Source organism: Venatorbacter sp. C2-1, assembly GCF_022832715.1.
Taxonomy (GTDB): domain Bacteria; phylum Pseudomonadota; class Gammaproteobacteria; order Pseudomonadales; family Oceanobacteraceae; genus Venatoribacter; species Venatoribacter alkanivorans.
The window spans coordinates 2,155,544-2,179,885 of sequence record NZ_CP094879.1 but is presented as its reverse complement, the minus strand read 5'-3'; the positions used below and the strand labels follow the sequence as shown (position 1 = coordinate 2,179,885).

The 24,342-nt window shown below is 53.2% G+C and carries 19 protein-coding genes; 18 read left to right on the top strand and 1 reads right to left on the bottom strand.

Annotation, left to right across the window (positions count from 1 at the left end; genetic code table 11):
* Positions 1-131 precede the first annotated feature (131 nt).
* Positions 132-1,424: a DUF945 family protein gene (locus MT343_RS09570; protein ID WP_186435869.1), complete on the top strand. Its 1,293-nt coding sequence runs from the start codon at positions 132-134 to the stop codon at positions 1,422-1,424.
* A gap of 66 nt (positions 1,425-1,490) precedes the next feature.
* Here MT343_RS09570 and MT343_RS09565 read toward each other — a convergent pair whose 3' ends face one another.
* Positions 1,491-2,681: a sigma 54-interacting transcriptional regulator gene (locus MT343_RS09565; protein WP_243989501.1), complete on the bottom strand. Its 1,191-nt coding sequence runs from the start codon at positions 2,679-2,681 to the stop codon at positions 1,491-1,493.
* Between the two features lie 572 nt (positions 2,682-3,253).
* Between MT343_RS09565 and MT343_RS09560 the strand changes: the two genes are divergently transcribed.
* The 17 genes from MT343_RS09560 (at position 3,254) to MT343_RS09480 (ending at position 24,340) form a co-directional block, all read left to right on the top strand.
* Complete coding sequence (locus tag MT343_RS09560; protein WP_145468714.1) at positions 3,254-3,484, top strand: hypothetical protein; 231 nt, start codon at positions 3,254-3,256, stop codon at positions 3,482-3,484.
* 61 nt (positions 3,485-3,545) lie between these two features.
* Entirely contained in the window at positions 3,546-5,489 is a 1,944-nt protein-coding gene (gene tssC / locus MT343_RS09555) for a type VI secretion system contractile sheath large subunit (RefSeq protein WP_145468716.1), read from the top strand.
* A gap of 39 nt (positions 5,490-5,528) precedes the next feature.
* Positions 5,529-6,134, top strand: coding sequence for an Hcp family type VI secretion system effector (locus MT343_RS09550; protein WP_145468718.1), 606 nt, complete (start codon positions 5,529-5,531; stop codon positions 6,132-6,134).
* 16 nt (positions 6,135-6,150) lie between these two features.
* Entirely contained in the window at positions 6,151-6,504 is a 354-nt protein-coding gene (locus MT343_RS09545) for a GPW/gp25 family protein (RefSeq protein ID WP_243989377.1), read from the top strand.
* Between the two features lie 37 nt (positions 6,505-6,541).
* Entirely contained in the window at positions 6,542-8,356 is a 1,815-nt protein-coding gene (tssF, locus tag MT343_RS09540) for a type VI secretion system baseplate subunit TssF (protein WP_145468722.1), read from the top strand.
* A complete protein-coding gene (gene tssG / locus MT343_RS09535; RefSeq protein WP_145468724.1) occupies positions 8,320-9,363 on the top strand; it encodes a type VI secretion system baseplate subunit TssG in 1,044 nt (347 codons plus the stop codon). The genes tssF and tssG overlap by 37 nt, the downstream gene beginning before the upstream one ends.
* Positions 9,360-9,848 carry a hypothetical protein gene (locus MT343_RS09530; protein WP_145468726.1) on the top strand — a complete coding sequence of 163 codons (489 nt, stop codon included), beginning with the start codon at positions 9,360-9,362 and terminating at the stop codon, positions 9,846-9,848. The genes tssG and MT343_RS09530 overlap by 4 nt, the downstream gene beginning before the upstream one ends.
* 6 nt (positions 9,849-9,854) lie before the next feature.
* Entirely contained in the window at positions 9,855-11,285 is a 1,431-nt protein-coding gene (gene tssK, locus MT343_RS09525; protein WP_145468728.1) for a type VI secretion system baseplate subunit TssK, read from the top strand.
* Positions 11,286-11,320: 35 nt separating this feature from the next.
* The gene (locus MT343_RS09520; protein WP_186435871.1) at positions 11,321-12,067 is read left to right on the top strand and encodes a DotU family type IV/VI secretion system protein; all 747 of its coding nucleotides are present in this window, start codon (positions 11,321-11,323) and stop codon (positions 12,065-12,067) included.
* Between the two features lie 6 nt (positions 12,068-12,073).
* Entirely contained in the window at positions 12,074-16,234 is a 4,161-nt protein-coding gene (locus tag MT343_RS09515; RefSeq protein WP_145468732.1) for a type VI secretion protein IcmF/TssM N-terminal domain-containing protein, read from the top strand.
* Positions 16,235-16,445: 211 nt separating this feature from the next.
* Positions 16,446-17,573, top strand: coding sequence for a type VI secretion system protein TssA (gene tssA, locus MT343_RS09510; protein WP_145469064.1), 1,128 nt, complete (start codon positions 16,446-16,448; stop codon positions 17,571-17,573).
* 55 nt (positions 17,574-17,628) lie between these two features.
* Positions 17,629-17,934, top strand: a complete 306-nt coding sequence (locus MT343_RS09505; protein WP_145468734.1) for a hypothetical protein — start codon at positions 17,629-17,631, stop codon at positions 17,932-17,934.
* Positions 17,935-18,004: 70 nt separating this feature from the next.
* The gene (locus MT343_RS09500) at positions 18,005-18,697 is read left to right on the top strand and encodes a hypothetical protein (protein WP_145468736.1); all 693 of its coding nucleotides are present in this window, start codon (positions 18,005-18,007) and stop codon (positions 18,695-18,697) included.
* A 48-nt stretch (positions 18,698-18,745) separates the two neighbouring features.
* The gene (locus MT343_RS09495) at positions 18,746-19,849 is read left to right on the top strand and encodes a hypothetical protein (protein WP_145468738.1); all 1,104 of its coding nucleotides are present in this window, start codon (positions 18,746-18,748) and stop codon (positions 19,847-19,849) included.
* A 27-nt stretch (positions 19,850-19,876) separates the two neighbouring features.
* Complete coding sequence (locus tag MT343_RS09490) at positions 19,877-20,062, top strand: hypothetical protein (RefSeq protein ID WP_145468740.1); 186 nt, start codon at positions 19,877-19,879, stop codon at positions 20,060-20,062.
* 186 nt (positions 20,063-20,248) lie between these two features.
* Positions 20,249-21,262: a hypothetical protein gene (locus MT343_RS09485; RefSeq protein WP_145468741.1), complete on the top strand. Its 1,014-nt coding sequence runs from the start codon at positions 20,249-20,251 to the stop codon at positions 21,260-21,262.
* 207 nt (positions 21,263-21,469) lie between these two features.
* Positions 21,470-24,340, top strand: a complete 2,871-nt coding sequence (locus MT343_RS09480) for a contractile injection system protein, VgrG/Pvc8 family (RefSeq protein ID WP_186435872.1) — start codon at positions 21,470-21,472, stop codon at positions 24,338-24,340.
* Positions 24,341-24,342 lie beyond the last annotated feature (2 nt).

Genomic DNA, 24,342 nt, shown 5'->3' with positions numbered 1-24,342 from the left:
TAAACACGCTTGCTCGTGTTTACATTGTTGCCGTGGCTTCTTACGATAGGCCAGCGTCCGTGGTCAGACTCAACGAATGTTCAGACTCGCACGGAAAACGCACACTGGAATCACATATAAGGACATTGACTATGGGTAAGACCCTGGCCTTGATTGTCGGCCTGCCGGTAATCGCCTCAGCCGCTGCCGCAGGCTACATCACCTATCAGAATATCGAACGCTATGATGCGTTTACCCAGACGTCCCTGCGACAAGCGAACGACAGCCTTGCTGCGCAGGGGGTTGCGATACAGTTGGAAGAGGTCAGTCGCGGGCTGTTCGGTGCTACCCGTGAGGAGCTTTATCATGTTCGCCTGCTGGGTGAAGAACCCGCCGATCTGTTCAGTATCCGCCAGCAGGTAACCATTGAACCGCACCGCGCCTCAGGCACTTTTATGATCGATCCGCAGCAGGGGCTCGCCGGCATGATGCTGCAACAGATGCCGGAACTGCTGGCTGGCCAGCAGGGTGAGTGGCACCTGGATGGCGGCGATGACCGTATCTACGGTCGTTACCAGACCGGGGCCATCAAGATGACACTGCCTGATGGTGGCAGCCTGGCTGTTGCACCACTGATCCTGCAGACGGAAACACGGCTTGATGAATCGGCGCGGGGAACGGCCAGGCTCAGTCTGGCCTCTGCCAGCCTGCAGGGCAGCACGCAGGGTGACGCCAATCTGCAGCAGCTGGAGCTCAGTGTTGTCAGCAGTCAGCGTAATGGTTCGCCCTTTATCGACAAGGCCAGCTACCGTATCGGTGCGCTTAATATCGACAGTCCGGCCATGAAAATAAAACTGAATAATCTGCAGACCGAGCAGGCCGCCCTGATTGATCGCGATACTCTGGCATCCCTCTCTACCCTGACATTCAGCAATTTGCGCGTCAGCTCCGCCGACAAAGAACTGAACGTCGATCCCAGCAATCTGTCGCTGTACATCGATGGCGTCAGCTGGTCAGGCTACCGGCGCCTGCTGGAAAAAGTACAGAGTGCCGGCGATGATCAGGCTGCTATTGCCGGTCTGATGCTGAATGCAAACGAAGTGCTGAAGAATGGCGGCAGCCTGGCGCTGGAATCCTTTGAAACCGCGTTTATTTTTAACGACCTGAGTCCGGGTGGTATTGGTGCCAGTGGCGATCTGAAAGTAAACGGCAAGGTCAGACTGGACGCCGGTGATGCCGCCGGACTACCACAGGAACTGATGGAGCGTCTTAATGGTGAGTTGCAGATAAACCTGAGTCGCAGTCTGATGCAAAGTCCGCTGGCTGAGCACTTTATCAGTTTGCTGGACGCGGGAATGTTGCAGGATCAGGATGGGCGATTAGTCAGTCAGCTTAAACTGCAGCACGGACAGCTCAGCGCTAACAATATTGCTGTGGCTTTCTGAACGCAAAAACGCCATAACAAATCCGATTCAGTAGGGTTGTTATGGCGTCCCGCTTCCGGCATCCGCTCACTCCATAAACAGACCTCTGCGGATATTGTATTTCTTAATCATCTTGCCCAGGGCGCGCCGGTCTTTTCCGCACATCATGGCTGCACGGGTTACATTGCCATTCGCTTCATCCAGAATTCTGGTGAGATATTCCTTTTCAAAGCGCTCAACAAGCAGCCGCTTGTCGCGGCTGAAATTGTAATCACCTGCCCCTATGCCGCATTGCCGGGTAAGAGGAAAATCATCCGCACCATTTTCTGCGTCAGGCTCCGTGTTCGTCGTTATTGGAGATGGCACGAATGGTTCTGCGTGAATGTCGGTAGCAGGCATGTGCTGTATTTCGATGCGCCCGGAACCGGATAGCAGATATAAACGATGAATGGTGTTTTCCAGCTCGCGCACATTACCTGGCCAGGATAATGAGGTCAGATGATCAATCAGCTCGGCCGGGGCAATCTTTTCTCCAAGCTCATACTGTTCAGCAAACTGTCGCAGAAAGTGACGTACAAGAACCGGAATATCATCTTTGCGATCCCGCAGGGCAGGCATATGAACCGTCAGAATGTGCAGCCGATAAAACAGGTCCCGGCGAAACAGTCCGGCTGCTATTTTTTCCTGAAGGTCGCAGTTGGCCGAGGCAATAAGGCGGACGTCGCACAGGTATGTTTTTTCTGAGCCAACCGGCCGGTACTCAGATTCCTGCAGTAAACGCAGCAGGGCAGCCTGTGATGTCAGTGACAGGCTATCAATCTCATCCAGAAACAGCGTTCCCCGTTCGGCCACGGCCAGTAATCCTTTCTTGTCCTGACGGGCGTCGGTGAATGCCCCTTTTTTGTGACCAAACACTTCACTGGCAAACAGGTCGGTTGTCAGTGTGGCGCAATTTACGGCTACAAAAGGGTGGCCAGAGCGGCTGCCGCAATAGTGAAGTCCCCGGGCCGCAAGCTCTTTTCCGGTTCCCGTTTCACCCGTGATCAGAACCGGCGCGTCATATTGTCCAAATACTCTGATGCTATCCAGAGCCTTCTCCAGAGGTTTTGACTCTCCGGCAATGTTGACGATGCCCAGATAGAATTCGCCGGAGCTTTCATTACTCTGTCGTTCACCAGGAACCGATAGTGCAGGGTAGTCAGAGTATGGCGGCGCAGAAAATGAACGTTTTTCTTTTGCTGCGTCGCGGCTGAGCGGATTCTCCATATCAAATTCCATCACGGCATCTCCTTGTGAGTCGGGCTGACTGTTATGCAAAAAAAAAGCCAGCAGGATTTCTCTGGTGTTGCGTCTTACATATGCATCCGGGGTGTTGCTGAAACGGCGCAGATGGGGTGTGCCGGCCACAACCGGGGTCTGTTTTACCCACCACTCACCCGGCATCTGCAGGTGGGTGATAAAAACCCCGCCTGACACTAGATGACAAGACGACTCTGCGTAAGGATTGTGAGAATGATCTAAGAATAACGACTTAATTTCTTCAGACACCCGATAAAGACCTTCTGTTAAATAAACAACCGAACTCTGACGAATTGTTAATCCCGCTCAGAATCGCCACTGCCACTCAGTGTGTCCCAACTGGCATAGCCGAACCATAAAACTGAGTTTTATTTTACCCGGAGGGTTATTTATCCCTCGTCAAAAACACCCCGAAACCTGTCTTTTTTAGTTCGGGATGCCGGATTTCTTCGGATTTTTCTGACTTTAAAATCTGGCACCTCAATTGCTACCGGAGAATAAATCTTCGGAATTTCTCTGAAAATTAAATTCATGATGACGGCGATATTTGAATGAATAACTCAAGCAATAATCAAAATTTATATGTTGCAAACCTGATTGAGAGCTATCTGCTTTCACATCCGGATGCCATGGATAGCTTTGAGGGAATATGGCGTTGGTGGGTCACCCAGCAAAAGCTCCATGAATCGGCTTATTCAGTAAAAGTTGCCCTTGAGCTTTTAATTGAAAAAGGGGTTGTAGAAGAGATAGGAAATGGATTTTTCAGATGCGCAGAGCATTAGGTTCTATTCGATCCTGCTGAACATCTGTCTTTTTGCAATTGACGATTGAGAGGAAATAACATTGGAAAGCACACAGAAAAAACTATCCAGAGTAAGATCCCCAAGGGTTCATATTACTTATGATGTCGAAATCGGTAATGCGATTGTACAGCGTGAACTGCCACTGATCGTCGGCATTCTTGCTGACCTTTCCGGTTCTCCGGCTGAGCCATTGCCTGTATTAAAAGAACGGGACTTTGTTGAAATTGATCGTGATAATTTCGATGAGGTCATGGAAGGCTTTGTGCCACGCCTTACCATGAAGGTCGCCGATTCATTGTCCGAAGAAGAAGGTGCTACAACCAATATTGAGCTCCTCTTTAAGTCGATTAATGATTTTTCGCCACTGAATCTGGTGCGCAGCATCCCAAAAACCAACGAGATCTATCAGGCCAGAATTCACTTGCGCGATTTCCTGGCCAAGCTGGATGGTAACGATGCGCTGGATGAATTGCTGACTCAGTTGCTGAGCGACGAGTCTCTGCAGACTGAAGTAAAAGGCGTCTATGCGGATCAGGAAGATCTGTCTGCGGTTGAGCCAAGTGAATTTATCAGCAAGCTGCTGGAAGAAGGTGGCATGGCGCTGGATGAATCGCAGAGAAGCTACGCTCTGACTCTGGTTGGTCAGTTCGCTCTGGATATTCTGGGGCAGGAAGCCAGTGATTCTGCCGGCGATGCTGCAGACCGTATGAATGACCGAATTTCTCAGATCGATAATCTGCTGACACAGCAGATTAACCTGGTCATGCATGATGAAGGTTTTCAGAAGCTGGAAGCAACCTGGCGCGGCCTGCATTACCTTGTGATGAACACCGAAACCAGTACCCGTCTGAAGCTCCGGGTTCTGAACGTTTCCAAACGCGATCTCCTTAAAGATCTGCAGAAGGCGTCTGAATTCGATCAGAGTGCGCTGTTTAAAAAAGTGTATGAAGATGAATTCGGCACCTATGGTGGCGATCCTTTCAGCGTTCTTGTCGGAGACTATGAGTTCGGACGTCACCCTGAAGATATTGAACTGCTGGAAAAATTATCCGGTGTTGCGGCGGCGGCGCACGCCCCGTTTATTGCTGCAGCTTATGCAAAGCTGTTCGATTTGCAGGATTATTTCCGTCTGTCACAGCCTCGCGATCTTTCTAAAATCTTTGAAAGTGCCGAGCTTATCAAGTGGCGCAGTTTCCGCGACAGCGAAGATTCGCGTTACGTCACACTGACGCTGCCTAAAGTTCTGTTACGTCTTCCTTATGGCCCGGACACCGTCGTGGTGGATGGCTTTGATTTTAAAGAAGATGTGGATGGCACCGATGCCAGTCGTTATCTGTGGGGAAATCCCGCATTTATTCTTGGTCAGCGCATTACCAATGCCTTTTCAAAATTTGGCTGGCTTGCTGCAATTCGCGGTGTAGAAGGTGGTGGTCTGGTCGAAGGGCTGCCAGCACATACATTCCGTACCGCAGCAGGGGATGTTCGCCTGACCTGTCCGACTCAGGTTGCCATTACCGATCGTCGGGAAAAAGAACTGAACGATCTTGGCTTTATGGCCATCCTGCATTGCAAAGGCACCGACAAGGCCGCTTTCTTTGGCGGTCAGACCACCAATCAGCCGAAAAAATATAATACGGATGAAGCCAACGCGAATGCCAGAACCTCGGCAATGATGCCGTACATTCTGAATGCTTCACGTTTTGCTCATTACATTAAAGTCATTATGCGCGACAAAGTCGGATCGTTTCTGACGAAGGATAATGTTTCCGATTATCTGAATACCTGGATCGCCAGTTATGTACTGATCGATGACGGCGCCGTTAATGAAATCAAGGCACGCTACCCGCTGCGGGAGGCCCGTATTGATGTGACGGATGTGCCAGGAAAACCAGGCTCGTATAAGGCAACGGTATTCCTTAAACCACATTTTCAACTGGAAGAGCTGTCGGCGTCGATTCGCCTGGTGGCTGACATTCCGGGTTAATGTGAATTCAATTTAAGTCTGAAAATTTCGGGGAATATTATGGATCTTATACTTCTGGAACTGGGTGATGCGGCACTGACACAACCCAAAGGCAACGACCAGGCCGCCGGTGGCTCATTGATTGATGGTGCCGCCGAAGGTGATTGGCAGGCGATCACGGCCAATCCGGGTAATCTCGGTTTTGATGCCACAAAATGTGTTGAACTTGTTTCTATTAATCAGGGCATTCAGCAGCAGGTAACCACCGATGTCAGCAACAGTGCGCGCACATCGGGCCGGCCGATTATCTCTGACTTCACCTGTGTCAAATACGTGGATGTAACGTCACCAAAACTCTATGAGTTTTGTTTGCGGGCAAAACTTCTGGATTCGAAAGGCTCGCCTTGTCGAATTCATGTTTTACGCAACTCCGGTGATCGCCTGAATCTTTTGATGCAGTTTGAGTTAACCAACGTACTGATCAGCGAAATTCAGTTCCAGTCACATCCAAACGATATGGCAACGGAACAGTTTAAGCTGAACTTTACGGAAATCTCCTGGGTGCACTGCCTGCAAGGACCTGGTCTGCAGAACAAAGGGCATGTTGCAACAGGTTGGAGTGTGGTTCGCAATCGTCCGATCGCACCTGGCACCTATACGCTGTAACGGTGTATTTCTGGTGATGAATATTACGTTACTGGAAAAACTGGACGATTCCTGCAGCGGGATATCGCTGCAGGAATCCGTCTGTCGTCAGGTTCAGCGAATTATTTCGACCCGGATTTATGTCCGTGATGATGATCCGGCGAACAGCTATATCACAGGCTTCGGATTGCCGGAAATTGTCGAACTGTATACCGATGACAGCAGCGCCCGGCAGGCATACCGCGATCTGATTCGCGAAAAGCTTCTGGCACTGGAGCCCAGATTAAAGGATGTACAGGTGATTGCGGTCAGTTCGGCAGCAAGCACTGCAAGCTGCAGACTGAAATTACAGATTGGGCAGCACACGATTGAAGAACGGTTTTTTTTCTGAATAGCAGACAACCATTGGGCAACGGGAATTAAACAGCATGAACAGGGATATCCAGCAATTTCAGAATGAACTGGGGGGAATGCGTAAAGCGGTTGAAGCTTTCAGTCGTGCTTATCCTTCTGTCGCATCTGAGCTGCGTCTGAGTGCTGGTCATTCTGCTGACCCTCATGTTGAGCAATTACTGCAGTCGTTTGCCTGGCTTACGGCCAGTTTGCGTAATGACCTGCAACAGCAAAAGCATGAAATCCCTAATCATTTATTGCTGAGTCTGTATCCCGCACTGATGCGGTCAATACCCTGCATGACAATTATGCAGGCCAATGTACTGCTTGATGGTGCGAATTTTATAAATGGATACACCCTGGAGAAGGGACGTTTATTTTCCGCCAAAAGTATTTCCCGTCGTGACGCCGGGCAGAAGCCTGTGGAATGCAGAATGCAGTGTTGCTATGACACGCCGCTGTGGCCATTTCTGCTGGAGGACGTTGCAGTAAAACCGAAAAATATCTTTGAGTTTCTCGGGGGGCGGAATGATGTTCAATCAGTTATCTCCATAAAAATGCGCAGCGAGGGAACCGATCCGGTCTATGAATATCCGCTGCAGCGTTTGCGGTTTTTTATTAACGACCCGGCACTGAGGCCGGATCTGTACAAATTACTCAGCGATCATATCTGCGGTATTGCCATCCGCGTGGACGGAGAGATAGTGCCACTGCCGGAAGCCGGCATTGAGTGGCTGGGATTTGACCAGCAGCATAATGTACTGCCGCAACCGAATGGCAGTCACGATGCTTACCGGCTATTACAGGAATACTTTTATTTTCCGGAAAAGTATTACTTTTTCGAAATTACCGGACTCGATGTCAGCCGGGTATCCAGCCAGTTTGAATTATTGTTATTGGTTAATCAGCCGGATTCCATGCCGGCACTGGAGCGCAACAGCCTCAGCTTTAACAGTTTTCCGGCGATTAATTTATTTCCCGCCACTTTTTGTCCGGTTCAGCTGGATCACAGCTGTTACGAATACCGTCTGTATGCCGATGAAAGTCAATACGGTCAGAGTGAAGTACACAGCGTGGAAAATGTTCGCCTGTTATCGGCGGATGGCCGGGTTAAAACGGCAACCCCCTGGCTGGGGCATGCCGGAGTGGATGATATCCGTGACGCCGGCGTGCGCTACCTGACCCGTCTGGTCGCTCCGCTTTCACCGGCAACGCCAGGTTGCGACACCATGATTTCACTGCAGGATCTGGATCTGACGCCGGCCACTCCGGTTGATCAGACGCTCAGCGTTAAAGGGCTATGTAATAACCGTACGCTGCCGGAGTCCTTGCGCATCGGCAACCGCTTAAAACTGACCGGCGCCGGGGCCTTGCTGGACGCGACCATTATTACCCGCCCCAGTCTGTTCCGCGGCGAAGGACTGAGCGGGGAGGCCAACATTAACCTGCTATCGCAGCTGCATCTGAATTTTCTGTCACTTTTACCTGAGGCCGACGATGGGCATCCACTGGCACGGCTTAAACAGCTGATTGCTCTCTACAGTGATCCGCAGAACGCCTCACACCAGCGTCAGCTGGATGGTCTGGTCAATATTCAGGCAGAGAGCTGTGTCCGGCGCATGGGGCGTGAAGCCTGGCGCGGCCATTATCGTGGTAGTCGTATAACGCTGACAGTGGATGAGGCGTTTTTTGATGGCGCCAACGCGCTGTTGCTCGGTGAAGTAATGAGCCATTTTCTGGGCCTTTACACCACCCTGAATCATTTCGTCCAGCTGCAGCTGGTCAGTTATCAACGGGAAGGAGTCTGGAAGCAATGGCATCCGCGCATTGGCGAACAGGTCATACTGTAAATTCTCTGCTGGCGCAGAAAAACGGAACCGGCTGGAATTTCCTACAGCTGGTGCGTCTGGTGCTGCGCCTGCGCCGGACAGCGGATGCGACCTCCGGCAAACAGCCTGTCAGCGATAACGAACTGCTTGAAGTCCTCGCGGATAACGTCCGCTTCCGCGCCTCTCTGGCAGCCGACTTTCCGCCCTGGGATGTGCGCGAAGTGAGCCTGTCAGAACAGGGGATAACCGCAATTACATTGGCGCATGGCGGGCTGATGTCGCCGGACGGGCCACTGCCGGCTCCCTTTATTGAGTGGCTGCGCGACAGGTCTGAGCAGGATGATCACGCCATGCTCGACTTTCTCGAGCTGTTTAATAACCGTCTGATGGCATTGCGCTATCTGGTACACCGCAGCACCCGGCCAACGCTGATGGATGCCCCCGCTGAGGTCAGCGACAGCGGTCGCCTGATGCAGGCACTGGCCGGGCGGTTAGCGATGAATCCTGAGGGTGATTATGACCTTGGCCTGACCGGGTTGTTTGCCAATGTCCGCCTGTCACTCCCCATGGTAAGGCAGATGCTGCAGTGCGCACTGGGATTGCCGCTACTGCACATGAATGCCCTGCAGGGAGGCTGGCTGACGGTAGATAGCCAGGATCATTCCCGTTTGGGCGACAGTCAGAGTTGCCGGCTTGGACAAGGCGCAACCCTGGGGAAGCGGGTCTGGGATCAGCACAAAGCCACAGAGCTGGTTATCGGCCCACTGGATTGGGCGGAAGTGCAAAAACTGACCCCAGGAGGCGCACACCATTCCCGGCTGATCGATCTGATCCGGCGCATAACCGACTGCCGCATTGACTGCCGGATTACGTTGCGCTGCCCGGCAAACCAACTGCCGTCTCTGCGCTTAAGCAGCAAAGTTGCACCGGGGGAGCATATGGCATTGGGTGTCACCTCTTTCCTTAGCCACAAACCCCAGAGTCAGGGATTCCGCGATATCAGCTTTATGGTCGGGGTAGCAGCATGATCAAGGCGTACGGTCGGCACTCTGTTCATGGGCTTTGTTATCTGCTGATTGCGCTGAGCGTAATACTGTCTGGTTGCTCGGTACTCGGCCTGTCGCCGTTAAATGATGTCCGCAGCATCCGTATTGAGGCCAGTGCCGACTGCAACCGCAGTATGCCGGTGGCCATTGATTTCGTATTTATCAGCGATGAGCGGGTAGCCCGGTTACTGGCAGACCTGAGCGGCCCGGACTGGTTCAGCCGCAAACAGGAGCTGGTTATGCGCTATGACAAGCAGCTGGAGGTGGTCAGCGCCGAGGTTGTGCCTTTGTCAGTTATGTCCTCTCTGCCTCTGCCAGACGACCACAGCAGGGCTGGCAACATTCTGATGTTTGCCAACTATCTGGGGGCTGAAGGTCAGTTTGTTGCTCAGCTCGGACAATTCCGGCAACTGAAGGTCCTGCTGCAGCGGGAAGGATACCGGTTAATCGAAATGCATCAGGAATAACACACCATGGCAATTTTATCGGCCGGGCAGGCCAGTTTACTGATCCCAGCAAGTCGTGAGAAAGCAACGGGTTACCCGCAAAGACTGCCAAACCCTATCTGCTGGCACGAAGGTATGCTGCTGTCACCGCAACATTTTCAGCAAAATCATTTTTACTGGGAAGAGCAGCTGCGTCAGCAGTTATCGCTGATCAACCCGGCGTACTGGGGTATTGCTCAGCTAAGCCTCGATCGCGGAGCCTTGCTCGAAGGCCAGGTGGTGATTAACCATCTGGTTGCCGTTATGCCGGATGGTCTGCTGGTTGATCATCTGGCCAGCAAAGACAATCCGCTTACCCTGGCACTGGATTTCAAGCCTGGCCAGGGCGCACAGACCATTCAGCTGGCGGTACCGATTCAGGTACCCGGCAGTGCCAGTGAACGGGCCGAAATTCAGCGCTACAGCAGCCGCAGTGATCACCCCAGAGTTGATGAAAATACCGGTGAGAACGAACTGATTATGCCAAGGCTGTACCCGCAGCTGTCATTGCAGAGTGGCGATCAGGTCAGCAGCCGCTATGTCGGGTTGCCTTTATTCCGGGTGATTAAGCCGGAAGGCGGTCACCCCCAGCTTGACCCGGATTACGCTCCACCATTGCTGAGCATTGCGGCTGATCACTTTCGTCATGCCGGCGAAACCTCATCTGCGGGCAGATCATTACAGCAGCGCTGCCAGGCTCTGGCGCTGACCATCCGTCATAAAGCCCGGCAGCTGGCCGGTTTGTCTGAAGACGGAGAGTCTCTGGGCTACAACATTACCCGTCGTCACCATCGCTGGATTCGCGCAATGGTGCAGGAGCTGGCTGCTCTTGAGCAGCTTGCAGACACCGCAGAAACCCCGCCGGCAGCGCTGTACCGGGGGCTGATCCGGATGGCCGGACCAATCAGCGAACTCGACCCGGGCAGCATTCCTCCACGCTTCCCCATTTATAACCACGACAACGCATTACCCGGCTTCGATAAGGTAATGAGTTACATCCTGCAGCAGGTGGAGCGGGTCAATCTTAATTACACCTCGCTGGGTTTCGACGAGGAACAGGAAGGGGTATTCACACTGAACTACGACAAGGCCTGGGAAGGAAAAGACCTGCTGATAGAGCTGCGCCCGGCCTCTGGCAGCAGTCGCGAAGGCGCCATCCGCTGGCTGGCAGCCTGCCGTATTGCATCGGTTACCGTGCATAAAGAACTGATGCAACGGCGTTTGCTTGGTGCCAGTGCGGTTCAGATAGAAAGCGACGAAAAAAGCGGCATCGTAGCCGCTAATGGCAACGTGCTGTTCCGTATCAAAGCCAATAAAACACTGATACGGCCCGGTGCAAAACTGGCCATCGCCTGTACCAGCCGTCAGGCCAGTGAAGGTCGTCCGGCTTCCATCGTGATGCATGTTCCCCACGAGTAACACAGAAAAGGATTGGTGATTTGGTGATGGATAACATGCTTCAGCCGACCGCAACTGCGGCAACACAAGACTACGGCGACCCGGTGCAACTGATGAGCGATTTTTACCGCCAGGTGGTTGAGGTTAAGTTCTGGGTGCGCAGTGGCCGGCTGAATGACGAAGTTGCTGCGCAGTTCAACCTGAACCGGGCTCCCAGTGGCGAAGAAATTACGGAAGCCGTTGCCCTGCGCCTGCAGCGCTGGGTCGAAAAAACCCGGCTGAACGCAGCCAAAACCCTGACAGAAAGAGAGTGTGAACGGGTAGAGCAGACACTGTTTGTTCTGGTCGCACTGGCCGATGAGCTGTTTATCATGGAGCTTGACTGGCCAGGCAAAGAACACTGGCAGGAGCAGCCACTGGAAGAGCGGGTGTTCAGCAGCTGCTTTGCCGGCGAGCGGTTTTTTACCGGAGCGGCAGCATTACTGGCAGACCGCTCATGGGATCAGCAGGAGCAGAAACTGGCCTCTGTTTATCTGTTTGCCCTGCGTCTGGGATTCGCCGGGCGCTATCGGGGAGATGCCCAGCGCCTGGGCAATTACCGCGCATTACTGTTCAAGCGCATCAGCAGTGGTGCGCAGCCCGGTCTGGTTTGCCCGAATGCCTATCAGCATGTGCTTGCCTCACGTCAGGAACGCCGGCTTGCACCACTGGCAGCGTGGTACCGGATGATGGCTCTGGGAGCTGCAGCCTATCTGGTGCTTGGCTGGGTTATCTGGCTGACATTCAAAGGCCACTGGGGGTAATAGCAAATGAGTCTGATACAACCCCTGCTGAACCAGATTCAGGACAGCGTTCAGGCCTTGCTGATGTCGCTTGGTGAGCGCTTTGCGCCACTGATCGAAAATCTGCGGCCAATCTGGACCGATCCGTTGTGGCAGTTTATTGGCCTGATTCTGTTACTGACACTGCTCGTTATTCTGCTGATCTGGCTGCTTAAAGCCGGCAGCGATGTCGTGGCGTCGGTGTCAGACATCACCATAAAACTGTTCAGCTGGCCACTGAAGGCCGTCCGCAAGGCCTTTCAAGCATTGTCACAGAAGCGTCAGCAGCAACAGGATGAAGAGCAACAACCCACAGGCTGGCAAGTGCTGAACCGCATCCGGGTGCGTCAGGGTATGGATGTTGTACGCTACCTGACAACCCGCCGGGACTGGCGTTACCAAACCCCCTGGTATCTGCTGGCCGGGGTTGATAGCAGCGGCAAAAGCAGCTGGGTGCAGAGTGTCCGCTCTGGTGTGCGGGCGCAGTTACTGGCGCGTGAAAAGCAGCTGGCTGCGGCGGGCAGCCAGTGGCACTTCTTTGATCAGGGAGTGATCATTGAGGTTGAGCAGGAAAAACACTTCACACAAACCGTCGATCTGCTCAATTTTTACCGTCCGGAGCGGCCGGTAGACGGACTGATTCTGACCATATCTGCCAGAGCCCTGCAGCAGGCCAGCGATCCGGTTGCCCGCAGAACGCTGGGCGAAGCTCTGTACCGGCAGCTCTGGAGCATTCAGAAGCAAACCTGCTTTGTCGTACCTGTCTATGTGCAGGTAACCCAATGTGATCATGTGCGCGGATTTAACGAATTCTGGTCTGCAGGTACAAAAGAAAGACCGCAGGAAATGTTTGGCTGGTCCAATCCGACCCGCCTGGATGCGGCCTTTTCGCCACAGTGGGTCGATGATGCCTTCACCAGCGTAGTGGATGGTATCCGCAGGGCGCAGCTGCAACTCGCTGCCGGTGGTGATGGCATTGCCGGCATTGATGCCTTTATGTTGTTCGATCTGGAATTTCAGAATCTGGCGGAGCCACTGCGGGAAGTGCTGGCGTTTGCTTTTGCCCGCAGCAGCTATCAGGAAGCACCGCCGCTGCGTGGCATCTGGTTCAGCGGCAAAGTACGTGATGAGGTTGCCCTGACCGATGACTTTCTGAATCACAAACTGTGGCCGGAAACCCTGCTGGCTTATCCGGCAGAGCAACGGCGTTTCTCTACCAACCGTACGTTGCGGCATGCGCAGTACGCAACACTGGCCATCGCATTTACGCTGCTGTCGGCACTGCTGATCGATTCAACCCGTCTGTATCATTATTCCGTCAGCACTGAAAAAAGCTGGGCGGATATTTTAAAGAAAGAACCCGATTGCAGTGAAAGTGGCAGTAACACCTGGTGGCTGCTGAGCAGTCTGAGCAAAATGAGCGAACAGCCCCTGACACTCTCATTGCCGGCGTCCTGGGGGAGTGGTCAGATGCGCTCTCTGAAGGCGGCAGTCGCGCAGCGTATCTACCCCAATCTGTTATTTCAGGGCATGGACTGCCGGCTGCAGGAAAAAGCAACCGAACTGAAAAAAGATTCTGTTTCTGCGGATGGCGATCTGGAAACGGCCAGCCGTGAGCTGAAAACCTTTATGACCGACCTGCGGGAATACCAGCAGGCCCAGAAACGCCTGATTTATCTGGCAGGCCCATTACCTGATAACCAGGGCGTGGCCGGTGAGTTTCAGGCGCTGCTCGATTATCTGTATAACTCATCCATACCATCGACGATTACCTTCGACAGCCCGTTGCTGGCCGGGGCGATTGTCGATACGGCTTACGACATCAACTGGAATGAACATGATCTGGTTGACCCGGAACAACAGCTGACCCGGCTGAATACACTCAGCAATAATGTACGCAAAATGATCGATCAACAGGCCACCAGACCGCCTGTTGCAGCAATACAACGTGCTTTTCTGGTCAGCACGCAGAGTCAGTCTTCAGCCGTATATCTGCAAAAGAATGCGGCAGCCATGACCGGTTCTTTGCAGGACTTCCAGCGCTGGCTGCTTTATATGAAACACCAGTGGGTCGACACCCGTGCAGCAACCAGTCCCTGTGGTCGCCTGCAGCAGGAAATGGCGAGTTTGCGGACTGTTCTGCTGGATGCCGGCTACCCAGACACCATCGAAGATGCCTTCAGTAACAAAGAATGTGATGAAGCAATCCGTAATCAGATTGCCGCTCTTGATATTGCTCCTCTCGGCAAATTGTTTCAGCTGACAGACGACGGTCCGCTGGATTTTTCACCGCAGATGGAACACTGGGAAGAAGAGTTTGCCGCGTTACGTTCCCTGAGTGTTGTTTCGCAAAGCATACCGACGATCGCCGGTGAGCAGGATAGCGGCGACAACAGCGGCGCTGTTGTCGCGTGGAACGCTCAGCCACTTGAACAGGCTCTGGATATGCTGCTGTCTTATCAGGCCTATACGCAACAATGGTGGCCGGTCGTGGCAGGCAAACAACAACAGCCTTTTTATGCCACCGCCTTGCGCAGTCAGCTGCAGCAGACCATACGCAAACTGATAGCCCGGGCACAGATCCACCCGCACGACTTCAGCCGCGGGCCTCTTTCCGGCGCGACAGATTCAGAAACAGAACTGGGCCGGACCCTGACCAGCTTCAGTCAGGCAGAAGGGTATATCCGCCAGTTACTGACCTTATTGCAGCAGGAACAGGACAGCGGCAATGTGGCTCTGTTACAGAATGCGAGCCGTCGTTTTATCAGCGACCAACTGCAGATACTGAATAGTCTGGTTGCACAGAACCGTCTCTACCTGCCGCTGAAAAACCCTCAGTGGGCCAGCGACAGTTTCGCTGCTGCATTATTCAGCTATACCGATCCGGCGGATCTCGATGGTTATCTGCAAAGTCAGAGACTGCGGGTTGAGTATCTGGCGCAGAATTACGCCAGACCGCTGCTGAGTTTCCTGCTGGACACCGATGGCGTTGCCAATACCGACCGTGCCGCCAGCCTGTGGCTGGGGACATTGAGCGACCTGCAGCGTTACCAGCGTAAAGATCCGGGTAATCAGATTGCCTCTCTGGAGAATTTCATCGCCACGCAGCTGCCCCAGCTTGATGCTGAAGGCTGCAATAACTGGCTGACGACACCGGCCTTCAGCCACACCTCCGCAGGTTTGTTTGCCCGCCGCCAGTATGAAATAGATAACCAGTTGCGCAGCTACTGCGAGCAGTACGGCAAAAATACCGTCATCAAACGCTATCTGGCACTTGCTCAGCGCTTCAATGCGGAACTGGCGGGCCATTTCCCCTTTGCGCCGGCTGATCAGGCAGGGCACAGCGACATCGATCCGGGCGTTGTGCGGGCGTTTTTTGCAGACTACCGGAAAATCTGGGGGCAGCCGAAGAAAGACAAACCACTGGCAACCGGGCTGGCCGAGCTGATAGATGCTCAGCCTGAACTGGCGCTGGACCCATGGCTGGAGTTTGTCTCCAGTCTGGATCAGCTGGCTGCACTCTGGGATGTCGCACAGGATGCCGACGGCGTTATGAATCTGGATTTGCAGGTTGAATTTGCAGCATTGCCAGAGCAGTCGCTGGGAACCCGCCAGATCATCCAGTGGACCCTGAGCAGTGGTCATGACGCGGTTATTTATCCGAATGGAAATAACCGTCTGAGCTGGAAGCCGGACAACCGCCTGGCGCTGACTCTGCGCTGGGCGACCGGGTCAGAATATTCTCCGGTCCGCAACACCGATTTGCCACTGAGTATTGACTCTGCCAATCGCAGCGCGACCTTCAGCAGTGAAGGACGCTGGGCCATGTTCGAGTGGCTGCAGCGCTTCTCCGGAGAAAGCGCCCCGGTTGCACAGCGCACCCTGTTGTCATTCCGCGTACCGGTTGCTGCACGGCAGAAGGTTACAGCGGCGTCCGCGGCCACTGCGGACAACAGTAAGCCCGCATCCTATACCAGCAAAGTGCATCTGCTGCTGAACGTCTCAGCACGCTCGGCAGACGGCACCAGTCATGCGCTGTTACTGCCGGCCCTGTTACCACAGCGGGCACCCGGATTGCCGGGCAGTCAGGGCGGGAACGACACAAAAGTGCTTTCAGCCAGAGCATCTGGCGGACACAAACCGACCTGATCATCCGGGAACACCGGAAGAGCAGCTGCGCAAAGGAGATTGCCAATGAAACATGTAACAGATCAGAGAAAGCACAACCGCAGGAAGCCGCTGCCGTATATCTCCTGCGTAAAGTGTGGCGCAGGGGATAAACCTGAGAAGCGCCCGGGAAGAGCAACCCTGCTGCTGCCATGCAGTATTCAGAAACCTGCCGGAGGATGCAGCCGTGCGTATGCCACAGACAGATAACGCTGAAATCAATCAGTATATTCAGCAGTTTTACGGTTACTCCCTTGATGACCTGCTGGCACCGATCGGTGAAGGGCAGGTCGGTGAGTCCGTACGCCACAACGGTGTGTATTTCAAAATCAAGGAAGCCCGGCGCGCCGATGATCCGACCCTGCCGCAGGGCATCTGGACCCATGAACTGAAGGTAGCCGACTGGGAAAGTGTGGAGCAAACCGCACTCAGTGCGCTGTGCCATAAAAGCAAGGATCTGCAGCTGGGCGTCTGGCTGATGGAATCCAGTATTCACCGTTATGGCTTTGCCGGGATCGCACCGGCTGCGGTTCTGATCCGTTCATTGTGTGAGACCTACTGGGAAACCATGTATCCGCAAATGGAAGACGGCGATATTGAGTTCCGTACTAACCCTATTAACTGGATCAATGAAAAGCTGGCTCTGCCTCTGCGCCTGATCCCGCTGACTCAGGCGGGGATTGACGATATCGAAGTCAGCTGGAACGACTGGGATACAGCGCAACGCCACGAACAACTGAAGCGGCAACAGCCCGATAACCTGCGTCTGGATGGCCCCAGCAGTGAATCGTTCAAACAGCATATGGCTGCAACGCCGGTCAATTTCTTTCTGCACCAGCATGAACAACTGCAGGACGGTTTGCAGGCTATCGATGACCTCTCTGCCTGGCTGGACAATGCCTGCGGAGACCACAGTCCGAGCCTGTCTGAAATAAGCCAGCTGCTGAATCAGATTCTGGCCATGATCAGCGGCGAACTTAAACGGCGCGGCGTCAGCCTGTCCGCTGCAGAAGGTGAAACCAATAATGAAGGCAGTTCTTCCGGCGTAAGTGATGGTGGCGAACATGCGTCCGGAGCGGGTAATGGCGGCTCCGGCGGTGACGGCCCCATCAGAAACCGCGCGGATGCTTTTGCCTGTCTGCACCGTGCGGCCGAGTTTCTGATGCAGGATGATCCTCACAGTCCGGTGCCATATCTGATTTATACCGCCTGCCACTGGGGTGAGCAGTCGGCGCCGGATTTGTATCAGGAGCTGTTTCTGAACCGTGGCGGACAGCTGAATATCTTTGAATTAATGGGATTAAGTGTTGAGGCTAATTAACGGTTTTTCCGTTTAAGTCAGGGATTGCGATAGCAAAATAAAAAGGAGAAGGGATATGCCAGAGACTTATGTCGGCGCAAACAGAATGCGGCAAATGATCGGCCGGGGTGGCCGTACGCTGGACGATGCTCATGGCCAGCACTCAATTCACCGCAATAACAACCTGCAAATGGAAGTGGTGCAGCACCAGCGGGCACCGGGACAACGGCGTGGCAGCGTTACCAATTTCCATATGCACGGTGATGCTCTCGGTGCGGTCACGCACACTAACCGCCGGGGGCAAACGTTCCGGCTGAGTGCGGGCAGTCATAATCAGAGCACTGCCAATCTGACCTATCAGGCTCATGGCCGGGGCGGATAGCAACAACTCTGGCAACGTAACGCGCCGGGCGTAATCGTTTATTCGCAGAATCCAGGGACGGGAGGCGTCAATGGGCAAACCTACTTTTGGTGATCAGATCATGAAGCGCAAAGGGAATGCCTCCCTGCGCGCGGCACAGTCCGCGGGTGCGCCGTCGTATGTTGATCAGGGTGTTCGCAAAAGAGCAAAAAAGGTGGTTGGCGGGGGTGCTCGCAAAAATAACAGCATTGCGGCTTGTCATCGCATCTCGGACAAACGTTTCCGCACGATATCAAAAGCAACGCTGGAAAAACTCGGAGACAGCAGCCTGCCGGTGGCTAAACGCAAGAAGATTCTGTCTTCATTTACTGACCTGACAAGTGCAATGGGCGGCCCCAAACTCAAACGCAAAGTGCAGCTCGAACGGCGGAAAAACTTCGCAGCAATGCTGGCCAAACGTGCCACCGACCCGTCTCCCAAGGCACTGACCGCAAAGGAGCAAAGACTGGCTCTTGATGCGACAACCGACATGGCTAACCACGCGCCCGATAATTTCTTTCTGGGGGATTCCAGTAATAACTCATCGATTGGTGAACGTCAGGACGCACGTTTGCTGCCGCCAACCAAAAAAGGTGGCAAGCGCTCGCCCAGCCCGGTGTCGTTCCGGATTGCTCAACACACCCGGGACACACTGAACGAGCTGGGAGAGCCGGTTTCGCCCCGGCTCAAAGCACTGGCCGGAGGCTCAGTGCCTTCTGGTTTTAAAACCTCGGCAACCGACTGATGTTGCACTCCGTAGCCGATATAACACAGCCTGAAAAGGGGGATTGATATGCCTGGCTCACCCAACAATGGCGGAAGTGGTTCTACTGGGACTAACCAGCCACGTCCGCCGCGTTCCACTGCAACGACCGCGCCGCAAGGTGGCTCATCTTCACGCCGAACCAACACTGCACAGAGTGCCATGGCGGCGCCATCAGCCAGACCATCCGGACCCTCACGGGCCACCGTGGCGAGCTCGTCGCGCATGCCACCGCCGCAAGCCAGGGGGCGCAAACCTAAGTCAAAACCGGTAACGGGGGTTCCCGCCCACCTGGTTTCTCAGCTGCCGGCCGGTACACTGGCTTACGGTATCGACAGTGCGCGCGCTGACGTTATGCGCTCGATATCCAATCAGAACAAACGCGGGACCGATGGCAGCAGAATTATAGGAACCGGTGGTGCGAAACTGCCGATGAAAGTGAATGATATGGTTGATCCGATGTTGTCGCGGGCCCGCGGAGGTCTGAGTGAAGAACACATCCGGAGAACAACCCGGGGATTTTCTGCTCATCAGCGGGAATACGAACAACACATGGCGGGTTATCAGGAATATCAGGACGTGAAACCACCGCCGCGCTCACTGGGCAGTTCAAGCAGTCAGACCGCCGAAGAACGCCGGAGAATGTTTGGCGTTACCAGTAAAGGCGGTCTGAATTTTAATCTGAAAAAAGGCCTGCCCATTGTGCAGAGCCTTGATGGTATGAATATGAGTCAGATATTCGATCCCAAGCGCCAGGGTGGGGGGTATTTTGGTTCGGTCTCCTCGCAGGAAATCCGTCATCAGACTCATAATGCAGCCTTATTCGCGCCACAGGCCGAACCCGATCAGGGGTCTCAGCCACCGACCTGGAGCGGCAATCCTGTTCGTTATGTACGAGGGGGTGTCGAAGTGCCGCCGCCAATACACGACCCTCAACACCAGCAGGTTATCGGACGATATAAACGGGTTCGTACACCGTCAGTAGCAGATATGGTTCCCCGGGTTCAGCATGCTGCCGCGGCAGCATCGTCGGCCCCGGCGGTTGATCCATCACCGATGGCATCAGCGGCCAACCATCCGCCAGCACCACAAGCCCCTCAGTCGCAGCATCCTCAACAGCATCCGGCTGAATAATTTAATAACCTGAGCAAAGGAATACTTATGTGGCCAACAAACCGGGATATCGCCAAGAACAGTCTTCAGCATACGATGGAATCGGGGTTTCGTGCCCTGGCTTCTAGTCCGGCACTGAGGCGTCACCACCTGACCCAGGCAGCACTCGGGGCGGCGACTTTTTATACCGCGCTGAGCCATGCGCAGGAGCAGGCAGCAAAGCGGCAAAAGTAATTAATCAGAAACGGGGGTTGGTGTCCTGGAATCAGTCTGGGGGGCTGATATATCGCGCCCCGATTGATGACTGCTGTGAACCAACAACAACTGCATGACACTGACTCAGCTAGAAAATCTGAGTCAGTCCGTCATAAGACAACTGGCCGAAAACAGATTGTTCGGAAAAGTTGAGGTCGGTGCTATATGCCATCAAGAAAGAGACCGCACAGTGCGACAAAAAATTCAAACACAGTAGCGCCGATCAGAGCAATAAAGAAACCGCGCAGGGCGCACAGGTACAGAATAGAGAGAGACCGAACACTGACATCATCACAACAAACCCTGCGAGGGTTTGTTGATGTCAATGCCGCTTTAACGGGGCGCCTCAGCAAAAAAAATTATTTCCGGGTTCCATCCAATCCAACAGTGCACAGTTTCAGTTCGGGGTATCACGAAGCAGGGCTGACAACCGACAGCGTTAATCATCTGACTGCCCGATTGCACAGACAAAAAGGCATCAGCCAGTTCAGATCAAACGCTCCAGAGCCATTACGCAACAAAAAATTTTATGAAGCTAATGTCAGCACGGTAATGCATGCCGGTGACGGCTTGCGTACAGATACCGCCCAAACGGTGCTTTCGGTTCCCAGGTGGGATGGTGGCGGTGGCGCAGGACATTCTGGTTCAGGTGTAAAGCAGTCAGGGCAGAAGTCTGCACACGATCTGCTCCGGGAAAGCACCGTTGAATTATTACAGAATAAAAATTTAACCTCAGGCATTGCAGCGGTTGCTTTTGGTGCTTTTGCCGTCGCAAGTATGGCGCCAGGAGAAGTGGCGTCAAAAACCCCCAATATCCGCAAGCTCAAAGCACAGCATGTAAGAGATCATTGGGAACAAAATCGTGAGGAGGTGAAGGCCAGGGTTGAAGATCAATACCAACGACTATCGACAAACGAACAGCAGGAAGTCGATACCCATATGCAGAGTTTTTTCCAAAAACTGCCGAAGGACAGACGTCTGGCGAATGGGCGCTGCACTTCGCCGGTAAGAGACACAAGAAGGCAGCATAAAAATGCAGTGAGTGGTGGCGGCTACGTTTCGAAAAAAAATGATATTTTGCCAGAGCCACGAAAAAAACGATCTGCCATACATTCCGATCAGGACGCAAGAGAGGCGACCAGCTATTTCACTCAGCCATTCCGTTCCAATCGCTCCTGAACTGAGTTTGCAGAAGAAAAAATCTCCGGGACAAAGAAGCATTTTCCGGGTCAAAAAACACCCGCCTGTCGCGTCATGCCCCCACCAAAGTGATCCGTTTGGCGCTGTTTCCTGCGTTGAACGACAAACATCCATGGCACCGATCCTGCTATGTAGCCTTATCGTCTTTACCGGCACGGGCTTCTTATGACATCGCAGCACCCTCCAATGTGGATAGAAAAAACGGACAGCGAACAACCTGCCATTTCCGTTTTGATCGAAGGCGACCGGACACTGGAAAGCATTGATCAGCAGTACCTCCGGGTTGAGTCCATTCAGGGGCAGGAAGGTATTTCGCAGCCTTTCCAGATGACGGTGGAATTACGTACTGACGACACAAGCAAACAACCTGAACGCGGCCCGGTGCTCGATGGCCGTTATATCGGTCGCTGGGCAAGGCTTTGCATTCAGGGTCGTCGTTATTTTCGTGGATTGATTACCGAACTGGCTCTCGCCGCTCCGGGTTGTTACACCCTGACGGTGCAATCACCGCTGCAGATTCTGAGCCTGCGCAATCGTTATCATATCTATACCCAGTGCAATATCAGTGACCTTCTGAAAGAGGTCTTTGCGCAGGAGTTGCTGGATAACCGTTTCCGCTTAAAGCTGGATTTTGATGACAGCCTGACACTGACCCGCATCCAGGATTGGTTGCAGGCTGGCGAAACGGATATGGATTTTATCCAGAGAATTATTGCTAAATTCTGTATCCATTATTTCTTTATTCATGAAAAAGATCAGCTGACGCTGGTCTTTTCAAACACAACAGCGACCACCGAAAAAGTGTCTATTCCCGGTTATCAGGCCGGGCCGCTACCGCTGCGTTATAGCTACACTTCGATTGATAAACTGGGATTACAACAGGGCGATTTATTCTGCGATCTGCGCTATTCGGTCAAGATGATGCCAGCCATGGTGCGCACCATGCTCAGTCGTATAGAGGCTGCCTGGGATACCAACAAAATGGCCATCAGCGACAATACCCCCTGGATTGATAATCAACCCCACGGCAATACGGAATATCAGTGTTACCGTTATTATGATTACGGTGCAGATACTGATGAGGCGCGTGGTCAGTTCACCAAAATCTGTCAGCAAATCCAGACCGAAGCAGGCACTCTGACCGGTAACGTTACCAGTCCGCTACTCAGCCCAGGGTATTCATTTTCGCTTTGGGAACCCGTGCCGGACGAGGGGAGTATGGGCAGACCTGAATTCAGTGGCGAAGTGTTTATCGTCACCAAAATTCAGCACAAAATGAGTGCCACCGGTCCTTACTCCGGCAGTGTTGAAGCGACGCAACTGTACACCGGTAATGAAACACTTGAGCAAACCCTGCTGACACCATTTTCAATGCAGAACACTCATCAGGGCAGTGTTATTGCCAAGGTGATTGAGCATACCCCTCCGGCCAGTTCATATTTTGTTAATAAGAGTAATTTCCAGCCGGAAGATGGCCAGGTCAGCTTTGATGGAGATATCAGCAAGGCGCGGGGCTGTCTTGTGCGTCTGGCAACCGGCAAAGAGTACTGGGTCACGCTTTCTAAAACCTCCCAGACGGTTCCTGAAATCAATTCACTGGTCACTATTGGTCGCGGGGATGGTGAAAGCGAACAGCCAGAGTTGCAGCAGGTGTTGTCATCTCATGGTTCAAAAACCGTCACCCCACCGGGCAGGCGCAATGCTTCATGGCAGGTAAACGGCTCATGGGGAAGCAGTTATTCAACCAGCTATGGTGACAGCATCAGCATCCGCTATGGCCATAATTCCGCGACGGATTTATCTCAGGCTTCGGCGCTGGTTGAAAGTGCTTATGATAAAACCGGTATGGATAGCACGTTGTACGGTAACAGCAGCTATTCCAAAGGCGGAGGCTGGAGCCTGTCGCTGAGTGACAATGCGGATGCCGGAGTGCTCAGCGCATCGGTTTCACAGGGGAGCAGTTATAACGAAAGCCATGCCCTGATCAGTTATGGTGTAAGCCATACCGGCACCAGCCAGAGTTTTTCCCGCACAGGAAAAAGCGTTAACCGCTCGGTCACCGGAGAGTATGACGGCACCCTGGATCTGAACAATCCCAGCTTTATCGGCGGCCATATTCCCGAGCAGTCCATTGTCGATATTGCCAACCAGTTAAACAGGGGAGACAGCTATAACGAGAATTACACTAAAGGGCGGTCCGTAAATTTAAGTGGCAATGGGGCGGAACCCCCTGGTTGGGATGATACCTCGGCAATGGTTTTTTCAAATTCAAAGACCGTAGGTAAGGTGGTTAATAAATCGGCGCATATTGGCGACAACTACAACACCTCAAGCCAAACCGGCAATACAACGACGTCAAACACAACCAATGGCAACAGTAATAACACTAACACCACGACGGGGAACAGCACAGGAACCACAACAACCGCGGGAGATACCAACAACACTTCGACCGTGGTAGGGAACCGCAATGAAATATCCACCTCGGTTGGATTAAGTAATGCGATCACAACCAACATTGGTGCATCCAACCGGATTGAGAATAACCTCAGCCTCAGTAACAGTATCGCCACCAATCTTTCTGCCAGTAACAATATCTCAACCACCATTGGTGCCAGCAATACCGTTGAAACCTTTATCGGTGCCAAGAATTCCGTATCGACCCAGTTAGCTGCGACCAATTCAACATCAACCACCATTGGTGCCAGCAACACTACGGAAACCTTTATCGGTGTCAAAAGCAGCATAACGACGCAACTGGCCGGCAGCAGCAACATCTCAACAACGATAGGTGCTAACTCATCCATCGATACTTTTATTGGCAGCAAAATGAATATTGCAACTCAACTTGCTTCGGTAATTGAAATAGAAACAACCATGGGAACCAAGCTCAAAACCGAAAACAATCTGAGTACCACCTTTCTGAATGAAATCACTGCAGGTTCGGTTATCAAAATGCAGGAAGCGCCGGCGGAGGTACAAATGAAGCTTTGCACCCATGCAAAAATCAGTGAAACCCAGGCGGAAATACTGAACGGCATTAAGGCCATTCTCTGATT